This is a genomic window from Streptomyces sp. NPDC001532, from assembly GCF_040298625.1.
Taxonomy (GTDB): domain Bacteria; phylum Actinomycetota; class Actinomycetes; order Streptomycetales; family Streptomycetaceae; genus Streptomyces.
The window spans coordinates 81,789-102,475 of sequence record NZ_JBEPAL010000002.1; the positions used below are offsets into that span (position 1 = coordinate 81,789).

Here is a 20,687-nt window from a genome sequence, read left to right on the forward strand (position 1 = left end):
ACGGACGGCACGGACACACGAAAGGGGCCTGGCCCGGTCGTCCGACCGGGCCAGGCCCCTCCTCACACTCCGTCAGGCGGCCCGCGCCGCCCGTGCGGTCACAGCAGTCCGTCCCACATCTGCTCCAGCAGCACCGACCACCAGCTCTCCGGCGAACCGAGCGCCGCCGGGTCGAGGGCGGCCAGCTGCGCCTGGAAGTCGACGGTCCAGCGGCCCGCCTGCTCCTGGTTCAGCCCGAACCGCAGCCGCCACATCCGCCCGAGCAGCGCCAGGCAGCGCACGAACTCCGGCAGACCGGTGTTCACGAACTGCGGCGGCACCGGCGCACCGCCCGGCCCCGCCTCCACGGGCACGGCGACGATGTTCGCCGTGCCGTACTGCACGCAGATCGCCCTGCCGAAGTCGCTTCCCATGACCAGGTAGGAACCCGCGTCCGCGGCCGGCTGCACACCACGCTCCTGCGCCAGTTCGGCGAGGGTCGGCACTGGGCGCCCCGGCTGGGCCTGCGCCCAGAAGAACGGCCCCATGTCGAGCGGCAGACCGGCCACCATCAAGGTGTGCGCCACGATCGGCGGCACGCCCTGCCGGGACACCGCGACCTGCTCGAACCGGAAGACCCCCGGCCCGAACGCCGCCGCCAGCTCCTGCGCCACGCCCTCCGGCGGAATCGGCGGCGCGGGCTGCACCGGCGGCAACGGCGCCCGCACCGGCGCGGGCCGCGCGGGACCGTCCGCCACCTGATGCAACTCGCCCTGGTGCACCAGCAGCTGCCGCATGCCCTGCTGCCGGCTCGCGTGATCCGTGCCGTACGGCGCGATGCTCGTGATCCGCGCCTGCGGCCACTGCTCCCGGATCATCCGCGCGCAGTACGCACCCGGCAGCTCGCACGACTCCAGCTCGGTGTGCAGCTCCAGCACCTGGTCCGGCGGCACGTTCATCGCCCGCAGCTCATGGAAGATCTGCCACTCCGGGTGCGGCGTGCCCGGTGCCGAACGCCGGATCAGCTGCTGCTCCGAACCGTCCTGCGCGCGGTAGCGCAACACGGCCTGATAGCCCGGGCCGACCGTCGGCTGCCCCTGCTGCGGATAGCCGTACGCCGGAGGCTGCGCACCCGGCACGGGCTGACCCGGCAGAGGCTGACCCGGCGCGGGCGGCATCGGCTGATGGGCACCCGGAACACCGGGGGCACCGGGGACACCGGGTGCGCCCGGGGCCTGCGGCGGCGGAGGCGCGCCCGGTCCGGCCACGGGAGGACCGGCCAGCATCGTCTCCGCGTGATGCACGGCGCCGGGAGCGCCAGGAACGCCAGGAGCACCCGGAGCACCCGGAGCACCGGGCGGCTGAGGCGCGCCCGGAGCGCCCGGAGGCTGCGGCATGCCCGGACCGCCCGGCCCCAGCTGCGAGGGGTCGGCCAGCATCGTGGCGGCGTGATGGACACCGCCCGGAGGCGTGCCACCGGGGGTGTTGGGAACGCCGGGCGGACCCGGAGGCGTGGGAGCACCCGGTACGCCCGGAGGCTGCGGCGCGCCCGGTCCGCCCGGTCCGCCCGGTCCGCCCGGTCCGTCGGGACCGAGAGCCGAGACGAGCTGAGTGGGCACGTACGCACCGCCCGCCGGAGTACCCGGAGTGCCCGGCGCGCCCGGCGGAGGGGGCGTGCTGCCCGGACGCGCGCCCGGCGTCCCCGGAGTGCCCGGCGGAGGCGGCGGCGTCGCACCGCCGACCCGGCCGCGTCGCGGCGGCGGGGCCGCCTTGCTCGTGGCGGCGTCGGCGATGTCCCCGGCGTTCGGCGGCAGCGGCTGCGCGCCGCCCGGCTGCGGGTGACCGTGGGAGGGCGCACCCGGCGGGGGCGTGCTGCCCTGCGGCGCACCGGGAACGGGCGCCGCGGGGACGGACGGAGGAGGCGGTGTGCCCGGCAGGCCAGGAGCACCCTGCGCCCCGGCCCCACGGGTCCCACCGGTCCCACCGGTCCCACCGGTCCCACCGGTCCCGCCGTGCGCCCCGGCCGCATGCGGATCCGTGAGCGCCGGCGCGACCGCCGTGGGCGGAAGCCGGCTGCCGCCCGACATCAGTGCCGTCTTCGCGTCCGGCACCACCGCCGGCGGCGGCGGTTCGTCGTCGGTGCCGCTCAGCGGCGGCGCGAACACGGTCTCCGGTAGCGGCACCGAACGGTCCTCACCGGCATCGGCGTTGGTGTCGGTCCCGGCCCAGGGAGTCGCCCCCGGCGGCACACCGGGCACCCCGGGCACCGGACCCGGCGCCCCCGTCACCGACGCGCTCCCCGGAATCCCGGCCTGCGTCTGCGGCAGCTCGGCCCCGGGACCACCGGCCGGCGGAAAGCCACCGGCGACGGGCGGAGCACCCACGGCGGGCACCCCAGGAGCGGCCGAACCGGCGGGCACGGCACCGGAGGGCACGGCACCGGAAGGCACGGCATCGGAGGGCACAGCACTGGAAGGCACCGCGTCCGAGGGCCCGGCGCCCGCAGCAGGCACCGCGTCCGAAGGCACCGCGTCGGAAGGCACCGCGTCCGCGGGCACCGCGTCCGCCGCCCCCTCGGACGACACACCCCGCCCGGACGTCTCCCGCCGGTCCGGGATCCCCAGCTTGTCCGCCGCCTCCTGCAACCACTCCGGCGGACTCAGCAGGAACGACGTCTGGTTCAGATCCACCCGCGCCGCCGGCCCGGCCACGGGCTCCGGCTCCGCGTCGGAACGGCCGTACTCCTCCTCGTACCGGCGGATCACCTCGCCCACCGGCAGCCCAGGCCACAGCGTGGCGTCGCCGCTGTCGCGAGCGATGACCAACCGCTGCGCGCCGCCGTCCGAACGCGGCCCGTCGGCACGGTCCTCGGCCCACACCACGAACCCCAGGTCGAACTCCCGCACCCGCACCTCACGGTGCTGGTACGCGGGCAGCTCACCGTTGATCCACTCCTCGGCGCGCTCCTGCGCCTGCGCGAACGTCACCATCGTCAGCTCACTCCCCCACCGACGGCGCGGGCACCGACGCCACCGGCACCGCTCGCGCGAAACCACCGTCGACCATCAGATCGGCCACCGTCTCCAGCTCCGGCGGAGACCCCGCGAGCCGCGACAGGAAGGCGTCGAAGTCCTCCCCGCACGGCAGCAGCAGCCGCTCCACCCGCTCGGCCGGCGCCCACGACGGGTCCACGTCCCGCGCGTCGTCGTACGCGCAGAACCACACCGAACCGATCCGCTCGCCCCGCACCTTCACGGCCAAAAGACCGCCCTGCACGAACGACACGCACAGGTAGTCCTTGGTCAGATGGTCACGCAGACACTTGTTGACGTACACGAGGTCGTTGACCGCCGCCTCGTCCCGCACCGTGAAGAACGGCTGGTCGATCAGCAGCCCCAGCTCGGCGTCGAGCGCGGTCCCGACCGGCGCGCAGCCACCCGCCGCCTTCAGGAACGACCGATAGGCGCCCGGCAGCCGGTATCCCAAATCCTCCTCGACGCCCTGCACCTGCGCCTCGCTCACCGCCACACCCGACTTCGGCAGCCCGAAGTGCGCCGGACGCGTCTCCTGGAGCGGCCGCGTGCCCCGCTTGTTCTGGTCCACCACAGCCGTCGCGATACCGCCGTGATGCCGCAGCAGCGCCTTCACCTCGACCGGCACCAGCTCCAGCCGCCGCGTCCCGGCCGCGTGGTGCCACGTCCAGCCGTGCGGCGTCGCCACCGCAGGCACCGTGTCCCACAGATCGTGCCCGGAAGCCGCCAGCGCCGCGTTCGCCGAGACGTAGTCCGTCAGCCGCAGCTCATCGACACCGAAACCCTCCGGCGGATCCGCGATCTCCGCCGCAGCCCGCGCGTAGGGCGAGAAGTCGGGGTAGCCGTGCTCGTCCACCCGCACCCCTCTCGGATGACGGGCCGCCCGGACCGGATCCGGGAAATGCACGACCTGCCCGGCGTAGGCCGCGTTCGGCGGCGCGGCTTGTCCCCCGGCCTGGCGGCCGGGAGGTGCCCCGAGCCCGAGCCGACCTGTCGTCATGGCGGTTGCCCCCTGCGGCACTCTGTACGACCCGTAACGACCGACTCCGGCCACTACGCCCCGTATCGACTTCTCTGCTCCGACGCACCCCTGTCCCGGGCACACCGACCGCGCGCGGCGCGGTGTCGACAGCCTATGCGGTACGGGGAAAGCGGTCACCGGCGCCGGTCACGGCACCTCGCACCACCGGACGCCCCCCTTCCGCACCCGGCCCGCAGACCACCCGTCCCGGCACCCGCACCCCTGACCCCGCGTCACCACACCGTGACAGCCCGCCCCCGAACAGGCGTGTCGCGCCGCCCCAGCTTCCCCACCCGCCACGGCATTTGGCACTCTGTGTCCGCCGGGGGGCTGCACGGGAGGGGAAACACGATCATGAACGCGACGCAAACGGGACCGCACACCGGCGCCTCCGGCGACCCCCGCATCGGCTGGAGCGCCACCGGCGACCACCACGCACCCACCCTGCTCCACCGCCGCGACGGCATACTCCCCACCGTCGCCGCCGCACTCTCCGTCCGCGGCGCCACCCTCACCGGCACCGCCGCCCGCGGCGACCAGCCACCGGCACTGCACCCCCTCGTCCAGGACTTCCTCGACACCCTCACCAGCGCCCAGCGCGACCGCTTCACCGGCCGCTGCGCCGAGACCATCCTCATCTCACGCCACCTCTCCGCCGCCGACGCCGCCCGCAGCAAGCGCGCCGCCCGCAGACCCATGACCAACGGCGAAGCCCGCAAAGCCCTCAAGCACGCCAAGCTCACCGCCCGCCGTATCCGCGAGGACGGCGACCCCCTGCACGGCAGCTTCGCCACCCCCTGCCGCGCCTGCACCGCCCTCAGCGCCCACTTCGGCGTCCGCGTCGTCGACCCCGCGGCAACCGACGGCTGAGCCGCGGCGACCCACCCACGACGCCGCACCACACCACCGAACAGACGACTGAAGGCAGATGCACGCCGACCGCACCTCGACCACCCGCTTCTCCGTCCCCGTCGACGCCGCCCTGCGCGACGCCGGCTGGCAGCCCGGACGCTGGGACATCAAACAGGCCGAGATCTGGGCCGACGCCCTGCGCGAACACAGCTCACCCGCCGGCCACCGCCACGCCGTCTTCCCCGCCGCCGTCGAAGCCTGGGCCGAATTCGGCGGCCTCCACATCAACCCCACCGGCCCCGGCCGCCAGCTCGCCCCCGCCGCGCTCCACCTCGACCCCCTGCACGGCCTCCACATGGCCCGCACCCTCGGCGACCTCGGCCGCGCCCTCGACACCGAGGTCAGCCCCCTCGGCGCCGAGACCGACACCCAGACCCTCCTCGCCATCGACACCGAAGGCCGCGTCTACGCCCTCGACCACACCGGCGACTGGTACCTCGGCCCCGACATCGACCACGCCCTCACCACCCTCGTCGCCGGCCTCGAACCCGTACGACTGACGGCCGGCTGAACACCCGGGCACAGACACACGACGCCAACCCCGCACCCGCCACACACCGACGGCCACACCGGTCACGCAGGCCACCCAGGCCACACCGGTCACGCAGACCAAGCCGGTCACGTAGGCCTTACGCCGCCGGAATCACCGCGGACACCCGAAAACCCCCCGCGTCCGTCGGCCCGGACACGAACACCCCGCCGAGCCCGACGACCCGCTCCTTCATCCCCACCAGCCCATTGCCCCCCGACGGCAACCGGGCCGACGACGCCGACGACACCTCCGGCGGCGGCTCGTTCTCCACCTGCATCGCGATCTCCGACAACCGATGCGCCAACCGCACATGCGTCTTCGCCCCGGCCGCGTGCTTGTGCACGTTCGTCAACGCCTCCTGCACCACCCGGTACGCCGTCTGCTCCACCTCCGGCGCGTACCCCCGCGCCTCCCCCTCCACCGACAGATCCACGACCATCCCCGCCGCCGCCGACTGCCCGATCAACTCGTCCAGCTCCGACAGACACGGCCCCTCCCCCGGCACCCCGTCCTCGTCCACCGCCCGCGAGGCCGCCGCGGCAGCCGCCGCACCCACCGCCGCCAACGGCACCGACGCCCGCTCCCGCCGCACCCCGTCCCCCGTACGCAGCACCCCGAGCATCTCCCGCAGCTCGGTCAGCGCCTGCCGCCCCATGTCCCCCACCAGCGCGGCGTTCCTCACCGCCTTCTCCGGATCCTTCCGCGCCACCGCCTGCAACGCCGCCGCGTGCACCACCATCAGACTCACCCGGTGCGCCACCACGTCGTGCATCTCCCGCGCGATCCGCGTCCGCTCCTCGTTGCGCGCCCACTCGGCCCGCTCCTCCGCCCGCTCCGCGAGCAGCTGAAGCTCCCGCTCCAGACTGTCCGCCCGCTCCCGCAGACTCTCCATCAGCCGCCGCCGCGCCCCCACGTACAGCCCCAGCAGCAACGGCGGAGCCGTCACCCCCAGCGACGCGGTGATCGAGATGAACGGCACGAACCAGTCCCCGAGGCTCAGCCCCATCTCCCCGCGCGACATCCCCTGATGCGCCCGGACGAACGTCACCACCAGCGTGCCCAGCAGCGACATCCCCGCCAGCGCCGCGATGATCCGGCGCGGCAGCTCCGACGCGGCGAGCGTGTACAGGCCCACGACCGTCAGCAGCAGCCCCATCTGGGCCGGCGCGATCGCGATCGACACCAGCACCACCACGATCGGCCACCTACGGCGCAACAGCAGCGTCGAGCCCGCGAGAACCCCGAACACCACCCCCGCGGCCACCGGTATCCCCGCGTCCTGCGCGAAGGGATACCCCTCCACCCCGCACTCCAGCGCCGACAGCAGCGCGAGGCCGCCGTCGAGCACCGCACCGCGCCACCTCTCCCACCACAGAGGCCCCGAACGGGCCTCCGTGCGGTCATCCCCCGTCGTGGTCATGCCTCCAGCCTACGGGCGGCGCCCCCGGCTTTTCCGGCGAGTTTTGCCGAGCGGCCGACACCACACTCCGTAATCGAATAACAACGAAACCCACCGGAATCCCTCGAACTGCTGAACCCCGCCCGTTCGATCCCGGAACCCACCATTCCGATCGGACGGTATGCGTATGGCACATACCAACGGCAAGCACGCCGACATGGAGACCCTGCGCGAGCAGGCGGTCGCCCTGCGGCGCACGGGGCACAGCAGGCGCCAGATCAGGGACCGACTGCACATCGACAACAACGACCTCCTCAACCGCCTCCTGGAGGGCGAGCCGGCCCCGGAGTGGACGAAGCGGCCCAACGCGAGGGACGACCTGCGCGAGAGGGCGAGGGAACTCCGGCTCCAGGGCTGGACGTACGACCGCATCCAGCTGGAGCTGGGGTGCTCCAAGAGTTCGATCTCCCTATGGGTACGGGACCTGCCGAAGCCCGAGCGCAGGCGCAGCCGGCAGAAGGCGTCGGCGATCGCCCGGAAGGGCTGGGGAGAGAGGCTCAGGATTCGCGACGAGGAGCGGCAACGGACGAAGGAAGCAGCCGAGCGGGCTGTCGGCAGCCTCTCGGCCCGCGAACTGTTCCTGGTCGGAGTGAGCCTGCTTTGGGCGGAGGGCAGCAAGGACAAGCCGTACGACCGGCGGGAGAACGTCACCTTCGTCAACAGCGACCCCGGGGTCATCCGGGTCTTCCTCGCCTGGCTCGACCTTCTCGCGGTGGAGCGCGAGCGGCTGCGCTTCACCGTCATGATCCACGAGAACGCGGACGTGGCGGGCGCCGAGCGCTACTGGGCCGGCCTGGTCGGCGCCGATCGCTCCGCGTTCAACAAGACGACCCTCAAAAAGCACAACCCGAGGACGATCCGGAAGAACGTCGGCGATTCGTACCGAGGCTGCTTGGTGATCAAAGTCCTGAAGGGGGCCGACTTGTACCGTCGCATCGAGGGCTCCTGGTACGGCATAGTTGGGTCTGCGCACGAGGCCGATCAACAGAATCGGACATAATGCGCAAACCATCCCGGATCGTCTAAGGGCAGGACAAACGGTTTTGGTCCGTTGAATGAGGGTTCGAATCCTTCTCCGGGAGCTCACAGAACACAGATCCACCGTTCGGGCCCTGACTGCCAACAGCCAAGTCAGGGCCCGCTCCCATGTCACCCCCAAACACCCCCGGTATCCTGCGGTTGTCCACACCCCGTCCACAGCCGAAGGGCATCCCGTGAGCGCCATTCGCCCGGCAGCCGTCGTCGTACTCGCAGCGGGTGAGGGCACCCGTATGAAGTCGGCCACACCCAAGGTCCTGCACGAGCTCTGCGGTCGCAGTCTCGTGGGTCATGTGCTGGCCGCGGCCGGTGAGTTGGAGCCGGAGAATCTGGTCGTCGTGGTCGGGCACGCGCGAGAGCAGGTGACCGCGCATCTCGCCGAGGTCGCGCCGGACGTGCGGACCGCCGTGCAGGCCGAGCAGAACGGCACCGGGCACGCGGTCCGGATGGGCCTGGAGGAGCTGGGCGGCGGCGTCGACGGGACCGTCGTGGTGGTCTGCGGCGACACTCCCCTGCTGACCGGCGCCACGCTGGCAGGCCTCGCGCGGACGCACTCCGAGGACGGCAACGCGGTCACCGTCCTGACCGCCGAGGTCCCGGACGCGACCGGGTACGGCCGGATCGTGCGGGACGAGTCCACGGGTGCCGTGACGGCGATCGTGGAGCACAAGGACGCCTCGGAGGCGCAGCGGGCGATCCGGGAGATCAATTCCGGGGTGTTCGCGTTCGACGGGCGGCTGCTGGCGGAGGCGCTGGGGAAGGTCCGGCGGGACAACAGTCAGGGCGAGGAGTATCTGACGGATGTGCTCGGGATCCTGCGGGAGGCGGGGCACCGGGTGGGTGCTTCGGTGGCCGGTGATCATCGGGAGATCGCGGGGATCAACAACCGGGTGCAGTTGGCGGAGGCTCGGCGGATTCTGAACGATCGGCTGCTGGCAGAGGCGATGCTGGCCGGTGTGACGGTGGTGGATCCGGCGTCTACGTGGGTGGATGTGACGGTGACGTTCGAGCGGGACGTGCTGGTGCATCCGGGGACGCAGTTGGAGGGTGCCACTCATCTGGCCGAGGGGTGTGAGGTCGGTCCGAACAGCCGGCTGCGGGACACTCGGGTCGGTGCGGGGGCGCGGGTGGACACTACGGTGGCCGATGATGCGACGGTCGGGGCGGATGCGTCGGTGGGTCCGTTCGCCTATCTGCGTCCGGGGACGCGGTTGGGGCGCAAGGGCAAGATCGGGACGTACGTGGAGACGAAGAACGCGTCGATCGGTGAGGGTACGAAGGTGCCGCATCTGTCGTATGTCGGGGATGCGACGATCGGCGAGTATTCGAACATTGGTGCCGCGAGTGTGTTTGTGAACTATGACGGTCAGGAGAAGCATCATTCGACGGTCGGCTCGCACTGCCGTACCGGTTCGGACAACATGTTTGTGGCTCCTGTCACCATCGGGGACGGCGCGTACACGGCTGCCGGCTCGGTGATCACGAAGGATGTGCCCCCCGGCTCGCTGGCCGTGGCCCGTGGTCAGCAGCGGAATATCGAGGGTTGGGTGGCTCGTAAGCGTCCGGGAAGCGCGGCGGCGAAGGCGGCTGAGGCGGCGTCCCGGGAGCCGGAAGGCGAAGGCTGACCGGAAACAGGTGCGTCTGGGACGGCGTACCGTGATAAGTGCACACCCGCACCCCACCAGCTGAGACGACGGTTCTCGCCCAGCTGCCGAGACGTTGTGTCCACATCCAGCTGAGACATCTCTGAGGAGAAAGTGCTGTGACCGGGATCAAGACGACCGGCGAGAAGAAGATGATGTTCTTCTCCGGCCGCGCCCACCCCGAGCTTGCCGAGGAGGTCGCCCACCAGCTGGGTGTCGGGGTTGTCCCGACGAAGGCCTTCGACTTCGCCAATGGCGAGATCTATGTCCGTTATCAGGAGTCGGCGCGTGGCGCGGACTGCTTCCTGATCCAGAGCCACACGGCTCCGATCAACAAGTGGATCATGGAGCAGCTGATCATGATCGACGCGCTGAAGCGTGCGTCGGCTCGCTCCATCACGGTGATCGTGCCGTTCTACGGTTACGCGCGGCAGGACAAGAAGCACCGTGGTCGTGAACCGATCTCGGCGCGTCTGATCGCGGATCTGATGAAGACCGCGGGTGCGCACCGGATCCTGACGGTGGATCTGCACACGGATCAGATCCAGGGTTTCTTCGACGGTCCGGTGGATCACCTGTTCGCGCTGCCGCTGCTGGCGGACTACGTGGGTCAGAAGGTGGACCGGGAGAAGTTGACGGTGGTCTCGCCGGACGCGGGTCGGGTCCGGGTGGCGGACCGTTGGTGCGACCGGCTGGGTGCGCCGCTGGCGATCGTGCACAAGCGGCGTGACAAGGATGTGGCGAATCAGGTGACCGTCCACGAGGTCGTGGGTGAGGTCAAGGGCCGGGTGTGTGTCCTGGTCGATGACATGATCGACACGGGTGGCACGATCTGTGCGGCGGCGGACGCGTTGTTCGCGCATGGTGCGGAGGACGTCATCGTGACGGCGACGCACGGTGTGTTGTCGGGTCCGGCGGCGGACCGGTTGAAGAACTCGCGGGTGAGTGAGTTCGTGTTCACGAACACGCTGCCGACGCCGGGTGAGCTGAGCCAGGATCTGGACAAGCTGACGGTGCTGTCGATCGCGCCGACGATCGCGCGTGCGGTGCGTGAGGTGTTCGAGGACGGTTCGGTGACGAGTCTGTTCGACGAGCAGTGAGTCGCGTGTTCCGGTTCTGCCGGATCGCTTCTGCTTGATCGATTTTTGTGCGGCCTCCCGCGCCGAGTACTCTGTTGCAGTTGCTCGGCGAGGGAGGCCGTACGCATGCGTACGGTGGTCCGTTATCGACGCGCTCTTCGTAGCAGGCCGTTCGTGGCCGGGTAACCCGTCCGTTCCGCCTTTTACGAGGAGTGATGATCATGTCCGAGGTGAAGCTCACCGCCGAGACGCGTTCCGAGTTCGGCAAGGGCGCCGCCCGCCGTATCCGCCGTGACAACAAGGTTCCCGGTGTTCTCTACGGTCACGGTTCCGACCCGCTGCACCTGACCCTGCCGGGTCACGAGCTGCTGCTGGCGCTGCGTACGCCGAACGTGCTGATCTCGCTGGACATCGACGGCAAGTCGCAGGAGCTGGCGATTCCGAAGGCCGTGCAGCGTGACCCGCTGAAGGGCTTCCTGGAGCACGTGGACCTGCAGCTGGTCAAGCGCGGCGAGACGGTCACGGTCGAGATCCCGGTCGTCGCCGAGGGCGAGCTGGCGCCGGGTGGCAACCTGCTGGAGCACGTGCTGAACGCGCTTCCGGTCGAGGCCGAGGCCACGCACATTCCGGAGACCGTGACGGTGTCCGTCGAGGGCCTGGAGGCCGGTGCCTCTATCCTCGCCAAGGACATCAAGCTCCCGAACGGCACCAAGCTGGCCGTCGAGGACGACGCTGTCGTTCTTCAGGTGCTGGCCGCGCAGGCGGAGGAGGCCGCGGAGGGCGAGGAGTCCGCCGAGGGCGCCGGAGAGTCCGCCGAGGCCTGATCCTCAGCATCGCCGTTTCGTCAGCCGCTGTTCCCCGGAGGGTTCTCCGTGGGGGCAGCGGCTGGCGCGTATCAAGGAGAGATGGACGTGACGACCGATGCGGGTGCCCCCTGGCTGATCGTGGGGCTGGGCAATCCGGGGCCGGAGTACGCGATGAACCGGCACAACGTGGGGTTCATGGTGGCGGATCTGCTGGCGGAGCGGGTCGGGGGCAGGTTCAAGCGGGCGGGCAAGGCGCAGGCGCAGGTCGTCGAGGGGCGGATCGGTCCGGTGGGGCCGGCCGGGCGGCGGGTGGTCCTGGCGAAGCCGATGTCGTTCATGAACCTGTCGGGTGGTCCGGTGAACGCGCTGCGGGACTTCTACAAGGTGCCGGTGGGCCATGTCGTCGCGGTCCACGACGAGCTGGACATCGACTACGGGGCGCTGCGGCTGAAGCTGGGCGGCGGTGACAACGGGCACAACGGTCTGAAGTCGATGACGAAGGCGATGGGGCCGGACTATCACCGGGTGCGGTTCGGGATCGGGCGGCCGCCGGGGCGGATGCAGGTCGCGGATTTCGTGCTGAAGGACTTCTCGTCGGCGGAGCGCAAGGAGTTGGACTGGTTCGTGGACCGGGCGGCGGACGCGGTGGAGACGTTGGTGATCGAGGGGCTGGAGCGGGCGCAGGGGACGTACAACTCCTGACGTTTCCCCCACCCGAGTTGACCGACCGTGCAGGCATGGCCAAAGATCGCGGCCATGCCTTCTGCGGTCGTCTCCAGTCAGGGAGCGGGCGCCGTGCTGCGGTTCGGTCGCTTCGCGGCGATGAGTGTGCTCACGGTGCTGATCCTGATCGCCGGGGTGTGGGCCTCCTGGGGTTCCGCCCAGTACGTGATGCTCACCAAGGGGCGGGAGAGCGGGACGGTCGAGGTGAGACGCTGCGACGGTGACACCTGCGCGGGGCCGTACGCGCCGCTCTCGGTGGGTTCGCGGGCCAGGACCCGGGTGGTCGTCGAGAACTCGGCCGCGGTGCGGGAGGGACGCACGTACACGGTGGTGATGAAGCCCGGTGGCGCCGAGGCGGTGCGTTCCGGGCCGGCCGGGGTGCTCTACGCGTGGGTGCCGCTGGGCGGTGCGCTGCTGCTGGCGTCGGTCGTGGTGGCGGGCGGGCTGCGCCGGACGCGGGCGGCGTGGGTGCTGGCGGGCGCGGGGATCGCGCTGATCTCGGCCGCGTTCGTAACCGTGTGACCCCCTTTCACCGTTCTCCACACTGTGGAGAGCCTGTGCGTTGCCTGATCGTGCTTGATCCGTCATCGGGCCCTGCCGGAAGCTGAGCCGCCCCCTCCACATCTTCCCCGCTCGTCACTCGAAGATGGACTGCTTCATGCGAACCCTCCCTCGCGCCGGCGCGGTGTCCGCCGTCGCCGCAGCAGCGCTGCTCCTGTCCCCCGCCGCCCACGCCACCGCGCCCGCCACCGGCGGCGACAACGGCACCGTCAAGATCCATGACGCGGCCACCGGTGAGGAGCTGCGCAAGAACGAACCGCACGTGTGCACCTTCTACCTGGACGCCTTCGGCTTCGACGCCGGCCAGCGGGTGGACTGGCACATCGAGGCGTGGGCGCCGACGGCCGGCGTCAAGGGCGAGACGGTGAAGTCCGGCTCGCTCGCCCTGGACGGCGAGGGCCACGGCCGCACCGCCGATCTGTCGCTGCCCGACGGCCACTACAAGCTCTTCTGGAACTTCGACGGCGAGAACGGCGCCGCCAAGCACAAGGTGTTCTGGACGGACTGCGCCGAGGAGGACGAGCAGCCCGGTACGACGCCGTCCGCCACGCCGTCCGCCACGCCGTCGGCGACCGCCGGGGCGTCCGGGGCGCCGTCGGCCGCTCCGAGCGTGTCCGCGGGCGCCTCCGAGGGCGGCGGGGCCGTGCCGGGCGCTTCCTCCTCCCCGTCCGGGCAGGGCGGCGCCGGGGGTGACCTCGCCGAGACCGGCAGCGGCGCTCCGGTGGGGCTGCTGTCCGGTGTGGCCGCCGTGCTGCTGGCCGCGGGCGGCTTCCTGGCGTTCCGCCGTCGCGGGGCCCGGCAGGGCTGACGCGGGCGGCTGAAAAGGGGCGGCGCCCCTGTCCCGTACGTCTCGTACGGGACAGGGGCGCCGTCTTCTGTCTGCGTGATCAGCGCGATCCGCGGCCTGCGCCGGGGTCAGCCGGTGTTGCGCAGGCCCGCCGCGACACCGTTGACGGTGAGCAGCAGCGCGCGGGCCAGCAGCGGGTCGGCCTCCTCGCCGGCCGCGGCGGCGTCGCGGTGGCGCTTGAGCAGGGCGACCTGGAGGTAGGAGATCGGGTCCAGGTAGGCGTCGCGGATGCTGAAGGTCTGCTTGAGGACGGGCTGGGCGTCCAGCAGTTCCTGTTCGCCGGTGATCCGCAGGACCTCGCGCACGGTCAGCTCGTGCTCGGCCTCGATGGTGGCGAAGACGTGCTTGAGCTCGTCGGGGACGAGGGTGTCGACGTAGTGGCGGGCGATCCGCAGATCGGTCTTCGCGAGGGTCATCTCGACGTTGGAGATGAAGTTCCGGAAGAAGTGCCACTGCTCGTACATCTCGTCGAGCACAGTGTCCCCTTCCTGCCGCAGGCCTGCTTCCCGCAGCGCCTTCAGACCGGAGCCCACGCCGAACCAGCCGGGGACGATCTGGCGGGACTGGGTCCAGCCGAACACCCAGGGGATGGCGCGCAGTCCGTCGAGCGAGACGCCGGAGCCGGGGCGGCGGGAGGGCCGCGAGCCCAGGTGCAGGTCGGCGAGCTGGTCCACGGGCGTCGAGGCGAGGAAGTACGTCGGCAGGTCCGGGTCCTCGACGAAGCGGCGGTAGGCGCTGTGGGCCGCGTCGCTGACGACGTCCATGGCGGCGTCCCAGCGGGCCAGCGCCTCGTCGGACTGGCGGGGCGCGGTGTGCAGGGCGGAGGCCTGGAGGGTGGCGGCGACCGTCAGTTCCAGGTTCTCGCGGGCCAGCGACGGGATGAGGTACTTGTCGGAGATGACCTCGCCCTGCTCGGTGACCTTGATCTCGCCCTCCAGGGTGCCCCAGGGCTGGGCGAGGATCGCGTCGTGGGTGGGGCCGCCGCCGCGGCCGACGGTGCCGCCGCGGCCGTGGAAGAGGCGCAGCCGGACGCCGTAGCGGTGGGCGACGTCGCGCAGGCGGCGCTGGGCGCGGTGGATCTCCCACTGGCTGGTGGTGATGCCGCCGAACTTGGAGGAGTCGGAGTAGCCGAGCATGACCTCCTGGACGTCGCCGCGCAGCGCGACCAGGCGCCGGTAGGACGGGTCGGAGAGCATGTCCTCCAGGATGGTGTCGGCGGCCTTGAGCTCGTCGGTGGTCTCCAGCAGCGGCACGATGCCGATCTTGGCCCAGCCGGCGTGCAGGTCGATCAGGCCGGCCTCGCGGGCGAGGACGGCGGCGGCGAAGACGTCGTCGGCGCCCTGGCACATGGAGATGATGTAGGACTCGATGACCTCGGGTCCGAAGACCTCCAGGGCCCGCTTGACGGTCTGGAAGACGCCGAGGGTCTTCTCGCCGGCCGCGTCGACGGGCGCCGGGGTGGGGGCCAGCGGCCTGCGGGAGCGCAGCTCCTTGGCGAGCAGCCGGGCGCGGTAGTCGCGGGGCATGTCCGCGTACCGCCAGGACTCCTCGCCGAGCCGGTCGAAGAGCTGGCCGAGGGCGTGGTGGTGGGCGTCGGCGTGCTCGCGGACGTCCATGGTGGCGAGCTGGAGGCCGAAGGCGGACAGGGTGCGGATGGTGCGGTCCATCCGGCCGTCGGCGAACAGGGCGCCGCGGTGCTCGCGCAGGGAGGTCTGGATGAGCACGAGGTCGGCCAGCAGTTCGCCGGTGCCGAGGTAGTCGTGGCCGGGCTCGTGCGGGGTGCCCTTGGCGAGGCGCTGCTTGGTGTTCTCCAGCTTCTGCCGGATGCAGGTGGCCTTGAGCCGGTAGGGCTCCTCGGCGTTGAGCCGCTTGTAGCGGGGGCTGATCTCGGGCAGGCGCTCGAGGTCGGCCTGGAGGGATTCCAGCAGTTCGGGCGTCGCGCCGGTGTAGCGGATGGAGTTCGACAGGAAGCCGCGCAGCTCGTCGATCATCTCCAGGGCGTCGTTGATGCCGTGCTCGTGCTGGAGGATGAGGATGTCCCAGGTGACCTGGGGGGTGACGTTGGGGTTGCCGTCGCGGTCGCCGCCGATCCAGGTGCCGAAGGTCAGCGGGCGGGTGTCGTCGGGGAGCTGGACGCCGACGCGCTCCAGTTCCGCGGTGAGGTCCTCCAGGACGTCGCCGACGGCGTTGGCGTGCAGTTCGTCGAGGTAGTAGATGGCGTTGCGGGCCTCGTCGGCCGGTTCGGGGCGGACGACGCGCAGTTCGTCGGTCTGCCAGACGAGGTCGATGTTCTCGGCCAGCCGGGTGTCGAGGCGGCGCCGGTCGGACTCGATGACCGGGGTGTCCAGGAGCGCGGCGATGCGCCGGAGCTTGTTGAGGACGGAGCGGCGGGCGGCCTCGGTGGGGTGCGCGGTGAAGACGGGGCGCACATTGAGGTGCCGCACGGTCTCGCGCAGGTGTTCGGGGTCGGCGTCCTTGAGCCGGTCCGCCGTGCGCGAGAGCAGGCCGCCCTCGGCGGCGCGCTTGGCGCGCAGTTCCCGGCCGCGGTGCACCTGCTCGGTGACGTTGGCCAGGTGGAAGTAGGTGGAGAAGGCGCGGACCAGCTTGCCCGCGGTCTCCAGTTCCGTGCCACGCAGCAGCTCGGCGGCGGCCTCGCCGTCCTCTCGGGTGAGGCGGCGGACCTTCTCGACGAGCTCCAGCAGCTCGGGGCCTTCCTGCCTCACCAGGGTCTCGCCGAGGAGATCACCCAGCCGGCGGATGTCGGCGCGCAGCTCGCTGCTGGTCGTCGTGGTCTGGTCGTCGGCACTGCTCACAGGTGCGGCTCCTTGCAGTGTTGAAGCTCGTCTGGGAGGGAACCCGGACGGCGTCTCGCGCGGCGGCTGCCGCATACGGGCCGGACATCCGGGAAATAAACAGAGCGGACCGCGCTGTCCGACCGACTCCAAGGATAGGTGTCCACGCGGACGCGCAGACTCTCGGGCTCTTGCCGCCGGGCGACGCGCTGCCATACTTACGACGCCGTAGGTTACGGAACCGTAGGGAGCGACTCGGTTCCCGGCCCCCGCGGCACCCCCGCCACCACCCTCGACCCCACAGGGGACGCCCATGACCCCAAGCTCCGATGTGATCGACAACGCCCCGAAGTCGACCCCCGAGTCCTCGGCCGCGCAGCTTCCCTCCGCCACGCTCGGCGGGGAGAAGAAGCGGTCCGTCGAGCAGATCACGCTGCTGCTCTTCATCACCGTCCCGTTCGTCGCGCTGCTCGCGGCCGTGCCGCTGGCGTGGGGGTGGGGGGTGAGCTGGCTGGACCTCGGTCTGCTGGTCTTCTTCTACTACCTCGGCTGCCACGGCATCACGATCGGTTTCCACCGGCACTTCACCCATGGCTCCTTCAAGGCCAAGCGCCCGCTGAAGATCGCGCTGGCGATCGCCGGGTCGATGGCGGTGGAGGGCCCGCTCGTGCGCTGGGTGGCCGATCACCGCAAGCACCACAAGTTCTCCGACGCGGAGGGCGACCCGCACTCCCCGTGGAAGTACGGCGAGACCGTGCCGGCGCTGATCAAGGGCCTGTGGTGGGCGCACATCGGCTGGATGTTCGACGAGGAGCAGACGCCGCAGGAGAAGTACGCCCCGGACCTGATCAAGGACGGCACGCTGCGCGCGATCTCCCGGCAGTTCGTGCTGTGGACGGTGGTCTCGCTGGCGCTGCCGGCGCTGATCGGCGGCCTGGTGACGATGTCCTGGTGGGGCGCCTTCACCGGCTTCTTCTGGGGCTCACTCGTCCGGGTGGCGCTGTTGCACCATGTGACGTGGTCGATCAACTCGATCTGCCACGCGGTGGGCAAGCGCCCGTTCAAGTCGCGGGACCGCTCGGGCAACGTGTGGTGGCTGGCGGTGCTGTCGTGCGGTGAGTCCTGGCACAACCTGCACCACGCCGACCCCACCGCCGCCCGGCACGGGGTGGAGCGCGGCCAGCTGGACTCCTCGGCCCGGCTGATCCGCTGGTTCGAGCAGCTCGGCTGGGCGTACGACGTGCGCTGGCCGTCACGCTCGCGTATCGATTCGCGTCGTCACGACGGCGAAGACGGCTCCCGACGCCGGAAGGAGACGGCCGAGGCGGCATGATTGACGCCGTGGCGACCGACTCCAGCAGTACCTCGAACAGTGACAAGCCGCGGCGCGCGCGCCGCACCCGCATGACCGGTGCGGAGCGGCGTCAGCAGCTGCTGGAGATCGGTCGCACCCTGTTCGCCGCAAAGGGCTTCGAGGGTACGTCGGTGGAGGAGATCGCCGCGAAGGCGGGCGTCTCCAAGCCGGTGGTCTACGAGCACTTCGGCGGCAAGGAGGGCCTGTACGCGGTCGTCGTGGACCGCGAGATGCGGCGTCTGCTGGACATGGTGACCGGTTCGCTGACCGCCGGGCACCCGCGCGAACTGCTGGAGCAGGCCGCGTTCGCGCTGCTGGACTACATCGAGGAGTACACGGACGGGTTCCGGATCCTGGTCCGTGACTCCCCCATCCCCCAGTCGACGGGCTCCTTCGCCTCGCTGATCTCGGACATCGCCACCCAGGTGGAGGACATCCTCGGCAAGGAGTTCAAGAGCCGCGGCTTCGACCCGAAGCTGGCCCCGCTGTACGCGCAGGCCCTGGTCGGCATGGTCGCGCTGACCGGCCAGTGGTGGCTCGAGGTGCGCCGCCCGAAGAAGGCGGAGGTCGCCGCGCACCTGGTGAACCTGGCCTGGCACGGCCTGGACGGCATGGAACAGAAGCCCCGTCTGATCGGGCACCGCAAGAGTTAGCCCTTGCGGGCGACCGCGAAGACCCGGCGGAACGGGAACGGCGTGCCGTGCGCGGTGGCCGGGTAGGCCCGGCGCAGGGCGTCGCGGTAGGCGCGGACGAATGCCTCGCGCGCGGCCGGGTCGTCGGCGAGCGCGGTGAGGACGGGCCGCAGCGCGGTGCCCCGCACCCAGTCCAGGACCGGGTCCTCGCCGGGCAGCAGATGGACGTACGTGGTCTCCCAGACGTCGGCGGCGCAGCCGAGGGCGGTCAGCCGCCGCAGGTACTCCGCCGGCGTGAGCACGTCGTCGTGGCGCAGGGTGCCGACCAGGCGGTCGTGCCAGGGCGGGGAGTCGGCCAGTTCGCGCAGCAGGCGGTGGCTGGGGGCGTCGAAGTTGCCGGGCACCTGGAAGGCGAGGGTGCCGCCGGGGGCGAGGGCGTCGATCCAGTCGGGGAAGCGGTCGGCGTGGCCGGGCACCCAGTGCAGGGTGGCGTTGCTGACGATCAGGTCGTACGGCTCGGCCGGCGTCCAGGTGCGTACGTCGGCCTCCTGGAAGTCGAGGCGGCCGCCGCCCGGGGTGGGGCCGAGGTGGTCGGCGCGGGCCCTGTCGAGCATCTGCGGGGAGTTGTCGTAGCCGGTGACGTGCGCGGTGGGCCAGCGTTCGGCGAGCAGCGCGGTGACGTTGCCCGGGCCGCAGCCGAGGTCGGCGATGCGGGGCGGTTCGCCGGGCAGGCCGGGGACGCGGGCGAGGAGGTCGGTGAAGGGGCGGGCGCGGTGGTCGGCGTGGCGCAGGTACTGGGCGGGGTCCCAGGCGGGTGTGGTCATGGCGGCACTCCTGTCCGAGGCGGTGTCCAGACTGCCCCGCGAAGTATCTTGACGTCAAGAGACTTCACATCGACACAACCACTACACTGATCGCTATGGAGGACGAGGTCGATCGGCTGGTCGCAGCGTGGCGCCGGGAGCGCCCGGACCTCGACGTGGAACCGCTCGAAGTGCTCAGCCGGGTGAGCAGGCTCGCCCGGCACCTGGACCGCGCCCGCCGGCTGGCCTTCTCCGAGCACAGCCTGGAGCCCTGGGAGTTCGACGTGCTGACCGCGCTGCGGCGCGCCGGGACGCCGTACCAGCTCTCGCCGGGACAGCTGCTCACCCAGACCCTGGTGACGTCCGGCACCATGACCAACCGCATCGACCGGCTGGCGAAGAAGGGCCTGGTGGAGCGGCTGCCCGACCCCAGCGACCGGCGTGGTGTGCTGGTGCGGCTCACCGACGAGGGCCGTGACCGCGCCGATCAGGCGCTCGCCGGACTGCTGGACCAGGAGCGGGCCATCCTGGCCGAGCTGTCCCGCGCCCAGCGCGCCGAACTGGCCGCCCTGCTACGCCAGTTGACCGCCCCGTTCGACAACATCCCCGGTTAGGTCGACCGGCCCGACGCCGGCCCGCCGGGCCAGGGCGACGGCGGCGAGCGTGGAGTGCACGCCCAGCTTGCCGAGCACGTTCTGCATATGGGTGCGGACCGTGTGCGGGCTGAGGAACAGCCGCTCGGCGACGGCCTTGCGGCCCAGCCCGGCGACCATGCAGCGCAGCACCTCCCGCTCCCGCGGCGTCAGCGACTCCACCAGCCGCTCGCTCTCGGTGCGGTGCCGGCGCGCGGCCGTCAGCTCGCGCAGCACGCCGGTGAGCAGCGCCGGCGGCAGATGGGTCTCGTCGCGCAGGACGCCGCGGATGACGGTGAGCAGCCGGGACAGCGAGCAGTCCTTGGCGACCCAGCCGCAGGCGCCCGCCTGGAGCGCCAGCGCCGCCCGGCGCGGATCGTCCTTCTCCGCGAGCACCACGGTGCGCACCCCGGGCTGCGCCGAGCGCACGCCCGCGACCAGGGAGATCCCGTCGACGATCCCCTCCTCGCCGCCGTCCCGCTGCGCCGGCACCGCCGCCATGGCGGGCCGTATGCCGGGCACCGCGGCGCCCAGGTCGGCGTCGACGAGCAGCACGTCGAACCTCCGCCCCTCGGCCGCCGCCCGCTCCAGGCTGCGCAGCGCGGCGGGGCCGCTGCCGGCCGCGGACACGTCCACGTCGGGCTCGGCCGCCAGGGCCGCGGCGAGCGACTCGGCGAAGATGCGGTGGTCGTCGACGACCAGGACTCGGATGCGAACCACTGAAAACCCCCACTGGTCCGGAAGACCCGGAGAACGAGAGACCGGCGCGGGTACGACGCCCATGGGGGTGTGGCAACCACGACCGCACGACCGCCGCCGTGCAGTGACTGCTACCCCCAGTT

18 protein-coding genes and 1 tRNA gene are annotated in these 20,687 nt (G+C 71.5%); 13 read left to right on the forward strand and 6 right to left on the reverse strand.

Annotated elements, in window-relative coordinates:
- Positions 1-98: 98 nt before the first annotated feature.
- Complete coding sequence (locus tag ABT232_RS02995) at positions 99-2,969, reverse strand: SUKH-4 family immunity protein (protein WP_351835008.1); 2,871 nt, start codon at positions 2,967-2,969, stop codon at positions 99-101.
- Positions 2,970-2,976: 7 nt separating this feature from the next.
- Entirely contained in the window at positions 2,977-4,011 is a 1,035-nt protein-coding gene (locus ABT232_RS03000; RefSeq protein WP_351835011.1) for an SMI1/KNR4 family protein, read from the reverse strand.
- A gap of 375 nt (positions 4,012-4,386) precedes the next feature.
- Between ABT232_RS03000 and ABT232_RS03005 the strand changes: the two genes are divergently transcribed.
- Positions 4,387-4,902: a YwqJ-related putative deaminase gene (locus tag ABT232_RS03005; protein ID WP_351835014.1), complete on the forward strand. Its 516-nt coding sequence runs from the start codon at positions 4,387-4,389 to the stop codon at positions 4,900-4,902.
- 58 nt (positions 4,903-4,960) lie between these two features.
- Positions 4,961-5,455 carry an SUKH-3 domain-containing protein gene (locus ABT232_RS03010; protein WP_351835017.1) on the forward strand — a complete coding sequence of 165 codons (495 nt, stop codon included), beginning with the start codon at positions 4,961-4,963 and terminating at the stop codon, positions 5,453-5,455.
- Between the two features lie 118 nt (positions 5,456-5,573).
- Here the strand turns inward: ABT232_RS03010 and ABT232_RS03015 are convergent, their stop codons facing one another.
- Positions 5,574-6,896 (reverse strand): sensor histidine kinase, encoded by a 1,323-nt coding sequence (locus ABT232_RS03015; RefSeq protein WP_351835020.1) that lies wholly within the window; start codon positions 6,894-6,896, stop codon positions 5,574-5,576.
- A gap of 166 nt (positions 6,897-7,062) precedes the next feature.
- On the opposite strand from ABT232_RS03015, the gene ABT232_RS03020 reads away from it, so the two are divergent.
- From ABT232_RS03020 to ABT232_RS03055, 8 genes are all read left to right on the forward strand, one after another.
- Entirely contained in the window at positions 7,063-7,935 is an 873-nt protein-coding gene (locus tag ABT232_RS03020; RefSeq protein WP_351835023.1) for a hypothetical protein, read from the forward strand.
- 11 nt (positions 7,936-7,946) lie between these two features.
- A tRNA-Gln gene (locus ABT232_RS03025) sits at positions 7,947-8,017 on the forward strand.
- Between the two features lie 132 nt (positions 8,018-8,149).
- Positions 8,150-9,598, forward strand: a complete 1,449-nt coding sequence (gene glmU, locus ABT232_RS03030; protein ID WP_351835025.1) for a bifunctional UDP-N-acetylglucosamine diphosphorylase/glucosamine-1-phosphate N-acetyltransferase GlmU — start codon at positions 8,150-8,152, stop codon at positions 9,596-9,598.
- Between the two features lie 137 nt (positions 9,599-9,735).
- Positions 9,736-10,716 carry a ribose-phosphate diphosphokinase gene (locus ABT232_RS03035; protein ID WP_351835027.1) on the forward strand — a complete coding sequence of 327 codons (981 nt, stop codon included), beginning with the start codon at positions 9,736-9,738 and terminating at the stop codon, positions 10,714-10,716.
- 200 nt (positions 10,717-10,916) lie between these two features.
- Positions 10,917-11,519, forward strand: coding sequence for a 50S ribosomal protein L25/general stress protein Ctc (locus ABT232_RS03040; RefSeq protein ID WP_351835030.1), 603 nt, complete (start codon positions 10,917-10,919; stop codon positions 11,517-11,519).
- A gap of 81 nt (positions 11,520-11,600) precedes the next feature.
- Positions 11,601-12,203 carry an aminoacyl-tRNA hydrolase gene (pth, locus tag ABT232_RS03045; RefSeq protein ID WP_351835031.1) on the forward strand — a complete coding sequence of 201 codons (603 nt, stop codon included), beginning with the start codon at positions 11,601-11,603 and terminating at the stop codon, positions 12,201-12,203.
- 54 nt (positions 12,204-12,257) lie between these two features.
- Positions 12,258-12,746, forward strand: coding sequence for a hypothetical protein (locus tag ABT232_RS03050; protein ID WP_351835033.1), 489 nt, complete (start codon positions 12,258-12,260; stop codon positions 12,744-12,746).
- 136 nt (positions 12,747-12,882) lie between these two features.
- Complete coding sequence (locus ABT232_RS03055) at positions 12,883-13,593, forward strand: LPXTG cell wall anchor domain-containing protein (RefSeq protein ID WP_351835035.1); 711 nt, start codon at positions 12,883-12,885, stop codon at positions 13,591-13,593.
- A gap of 107 nt (positions 13,594-13,700) precedes the next feature.
- Here ABT232_RS03055 and ppc read toward each other — a convergent pair whose 3' ends face one another.
- Entirely contained in the window at positions 13,701-16,445 is a 2,745-nt protein-coding gene (gene ppc, locus ABT232_RS03060; RefSeq protein WP_351835038.1) for a phosphoenolpyruvate carboxylase, read from the reverse strand.
- Positions 16,446-16,737: 292 nt separating this feature from the next.
- Here ppc and ABT232_RS03065 point away from each other — a divergent pair, with 292 nt between their 5' ends.
- Together ABT232_RS03065 and ABT232_RS03070 are read left to right on the forward strand one after the other, a co-directional pair.
- Positions 16,738-17,757 (forward strand): acyl-CoA desaturase, encoded by a 1,020-nt coding sequence (locus ABT232_RS03065; RefSeq protein ID WP_351835040.1) that lies wholly within the window; start codon positions 16,738-16,740, stop codon positions 17,755-17,757.
- Complete coding sequence (locus ABT232_RS03070) at positions 17,754-18,431, forward strand: TetR family transcriptional regulator (RefSeq protein WP_351835043.1); 678 nt, start codon at positions 17,754-17,756, stop codon at positions 18,429-18,431. Before ABT232_RS03065 ends, ABT232_RS03070 begins: the two co-directional genes overlap by 4 nt.
- On the opposite strand, the gene ABT232_RS03075 is transcribed toward ABT232_RS03070, so the two are convergent.
- A complete protein-coding gene (locus ABT232_RS03075) occupies positions 18,428-19,234 on the reverse strand; it encodes a trans-aconitate 2-methyltransferase (protein WP_351835045.1) in 807 nt (268 codons plus the stop codon). The two genes, ABT232_RS03070 and ABT232_RS03075, sit on opposite strands and share 4 nt — an antisense overlap.
- Positions 19,235-19,329: 95 nt before the next feature.
- Between ABT232_RS03075 and tamR the strand changes: the two genes are divergently transcribed.
- Complete coding sequence (gene tamR / locus ABT232_RS03080) at positions 19,330-19,827, forward strand: MarR family transcriptional regulator TamR (protein WP_351835048.1); 498 nt, start codon at positions 19,330-19,332, stop codon at positions 19,825-19,827.
- Here tamR and ABT232_RS03085 read toward each other — a convergent pair.
- The gene (locus tag ABT232_RS03085; protein ID WP_351835050.1) at positions 19,786-20,565 is read right to left on the reverse strand and encodes a LuxR C-terminal-related transcriptional regulator; all 780 of its coding nucleotides are present in this window, start codon (positions 20,563-20,565) and stop codon (positions 19,786-19,788) included. The genes tamR and ABT232_RS03085 overlap by 42 nt on opposite strands.
- Between the last annotated feature and the right edge of the window lie 122 nt (positions 20,566-20,687).

Coding starts and splice junctions, on each gene's coding strand:
- ABT232_RS02995 (WP_351835008.1), bottom strand. CDS start 2,969: ATGGTGACGTTCGCGCAGGCGCAGGAGCGCGCCGAGGAGTGGATCAAC.
- ABT232_RS03000 (WP_351835011.1), bottom strand. CDS start 4,011: ATGACGACAGGTCGGCTCGGGCTCGGGGCACCTCCCGGCCGCCAGGCC.
- ABT232_RS03005 (WP_351835014.1), top strand. CDS start 4,387: ATGAACGCGACGCAAACGGGACCGCACACCGGCGCCTCCGGCGACCCC.
- ABT232_RS03010 (WP_351835017.1), top strand. CDS start 4,961: ATGCACGCCGACCGCACCTCGACCACCCGCTTCTCCGTCCCCGTCGAC.
- ABT232_RS03015 (WP_351835020.1), bottom strand. CDS start 6,896: ATGACCACGACGGGGGATGACCGCACGGAGGCCCGTTCGGGGCCTCTG.
- ABT232_RS03020 (WP_351835023.1), top strand. CDS start 7,063: ATGGCACATACCAACGGCAAGCACGCCGACATGGAGACCCTGCGCGAG.
- ABT232_RS03040 (WP_351835030.1), top strand. CDS start 10,917: ATGTCCGAGGTGAAGCTCACCGCCGAGACGCGTTCCGAGTTCGGCAAG.
- pth (WP_351835031.1), top strand. CDS start 11,601: ATGGACGTGACGACCGATGCGGGTGCCCCCTGGCTGATCGTGGGGCTG.
- ABT232_RS03050 (WP_351835033.1), top strand. CDS start 12,258: ATGCCTTCTGCGGTCGTCTCCAGTCAGGGAGCGGGCGCCGTGCTGCGG.
- ABT232_RS03055 (WP_351835035.1), top strand. CDS start 12,883: ATGCGAACCCTCCCTCGCGCCGGCGCGGTGTCCGCCGTCGCCGCAGCA.
- ABT232_RS03065 (WP_351835040.1), top strand. CDS start 16,738: ATGACCCCAAGCTCCGATGTGATCGACAACGCCCCGAAGTCGACCCCC.
- ABT232_RS03070 (WP_351835043.1), top strand. CDS start 17,754: ATGATTGACGCCGTGGCGACCGACTCCAGCAGTACCTCGAACAGTGAC.
- ABT232_RS03075 (WP_351835045.1), bottom strand. CDS start 19,234: ATGACCACACCCGCCTGGGACCCCGCCCAGTACCTGCGCCACGCCGAC.
- tamR (WP_351835048.1), top strand. CDS start 19,330: ATGGAGGACGAGGTCGATCGGCTGGTCGCAGCGTGGCGCCGGGAGCGC.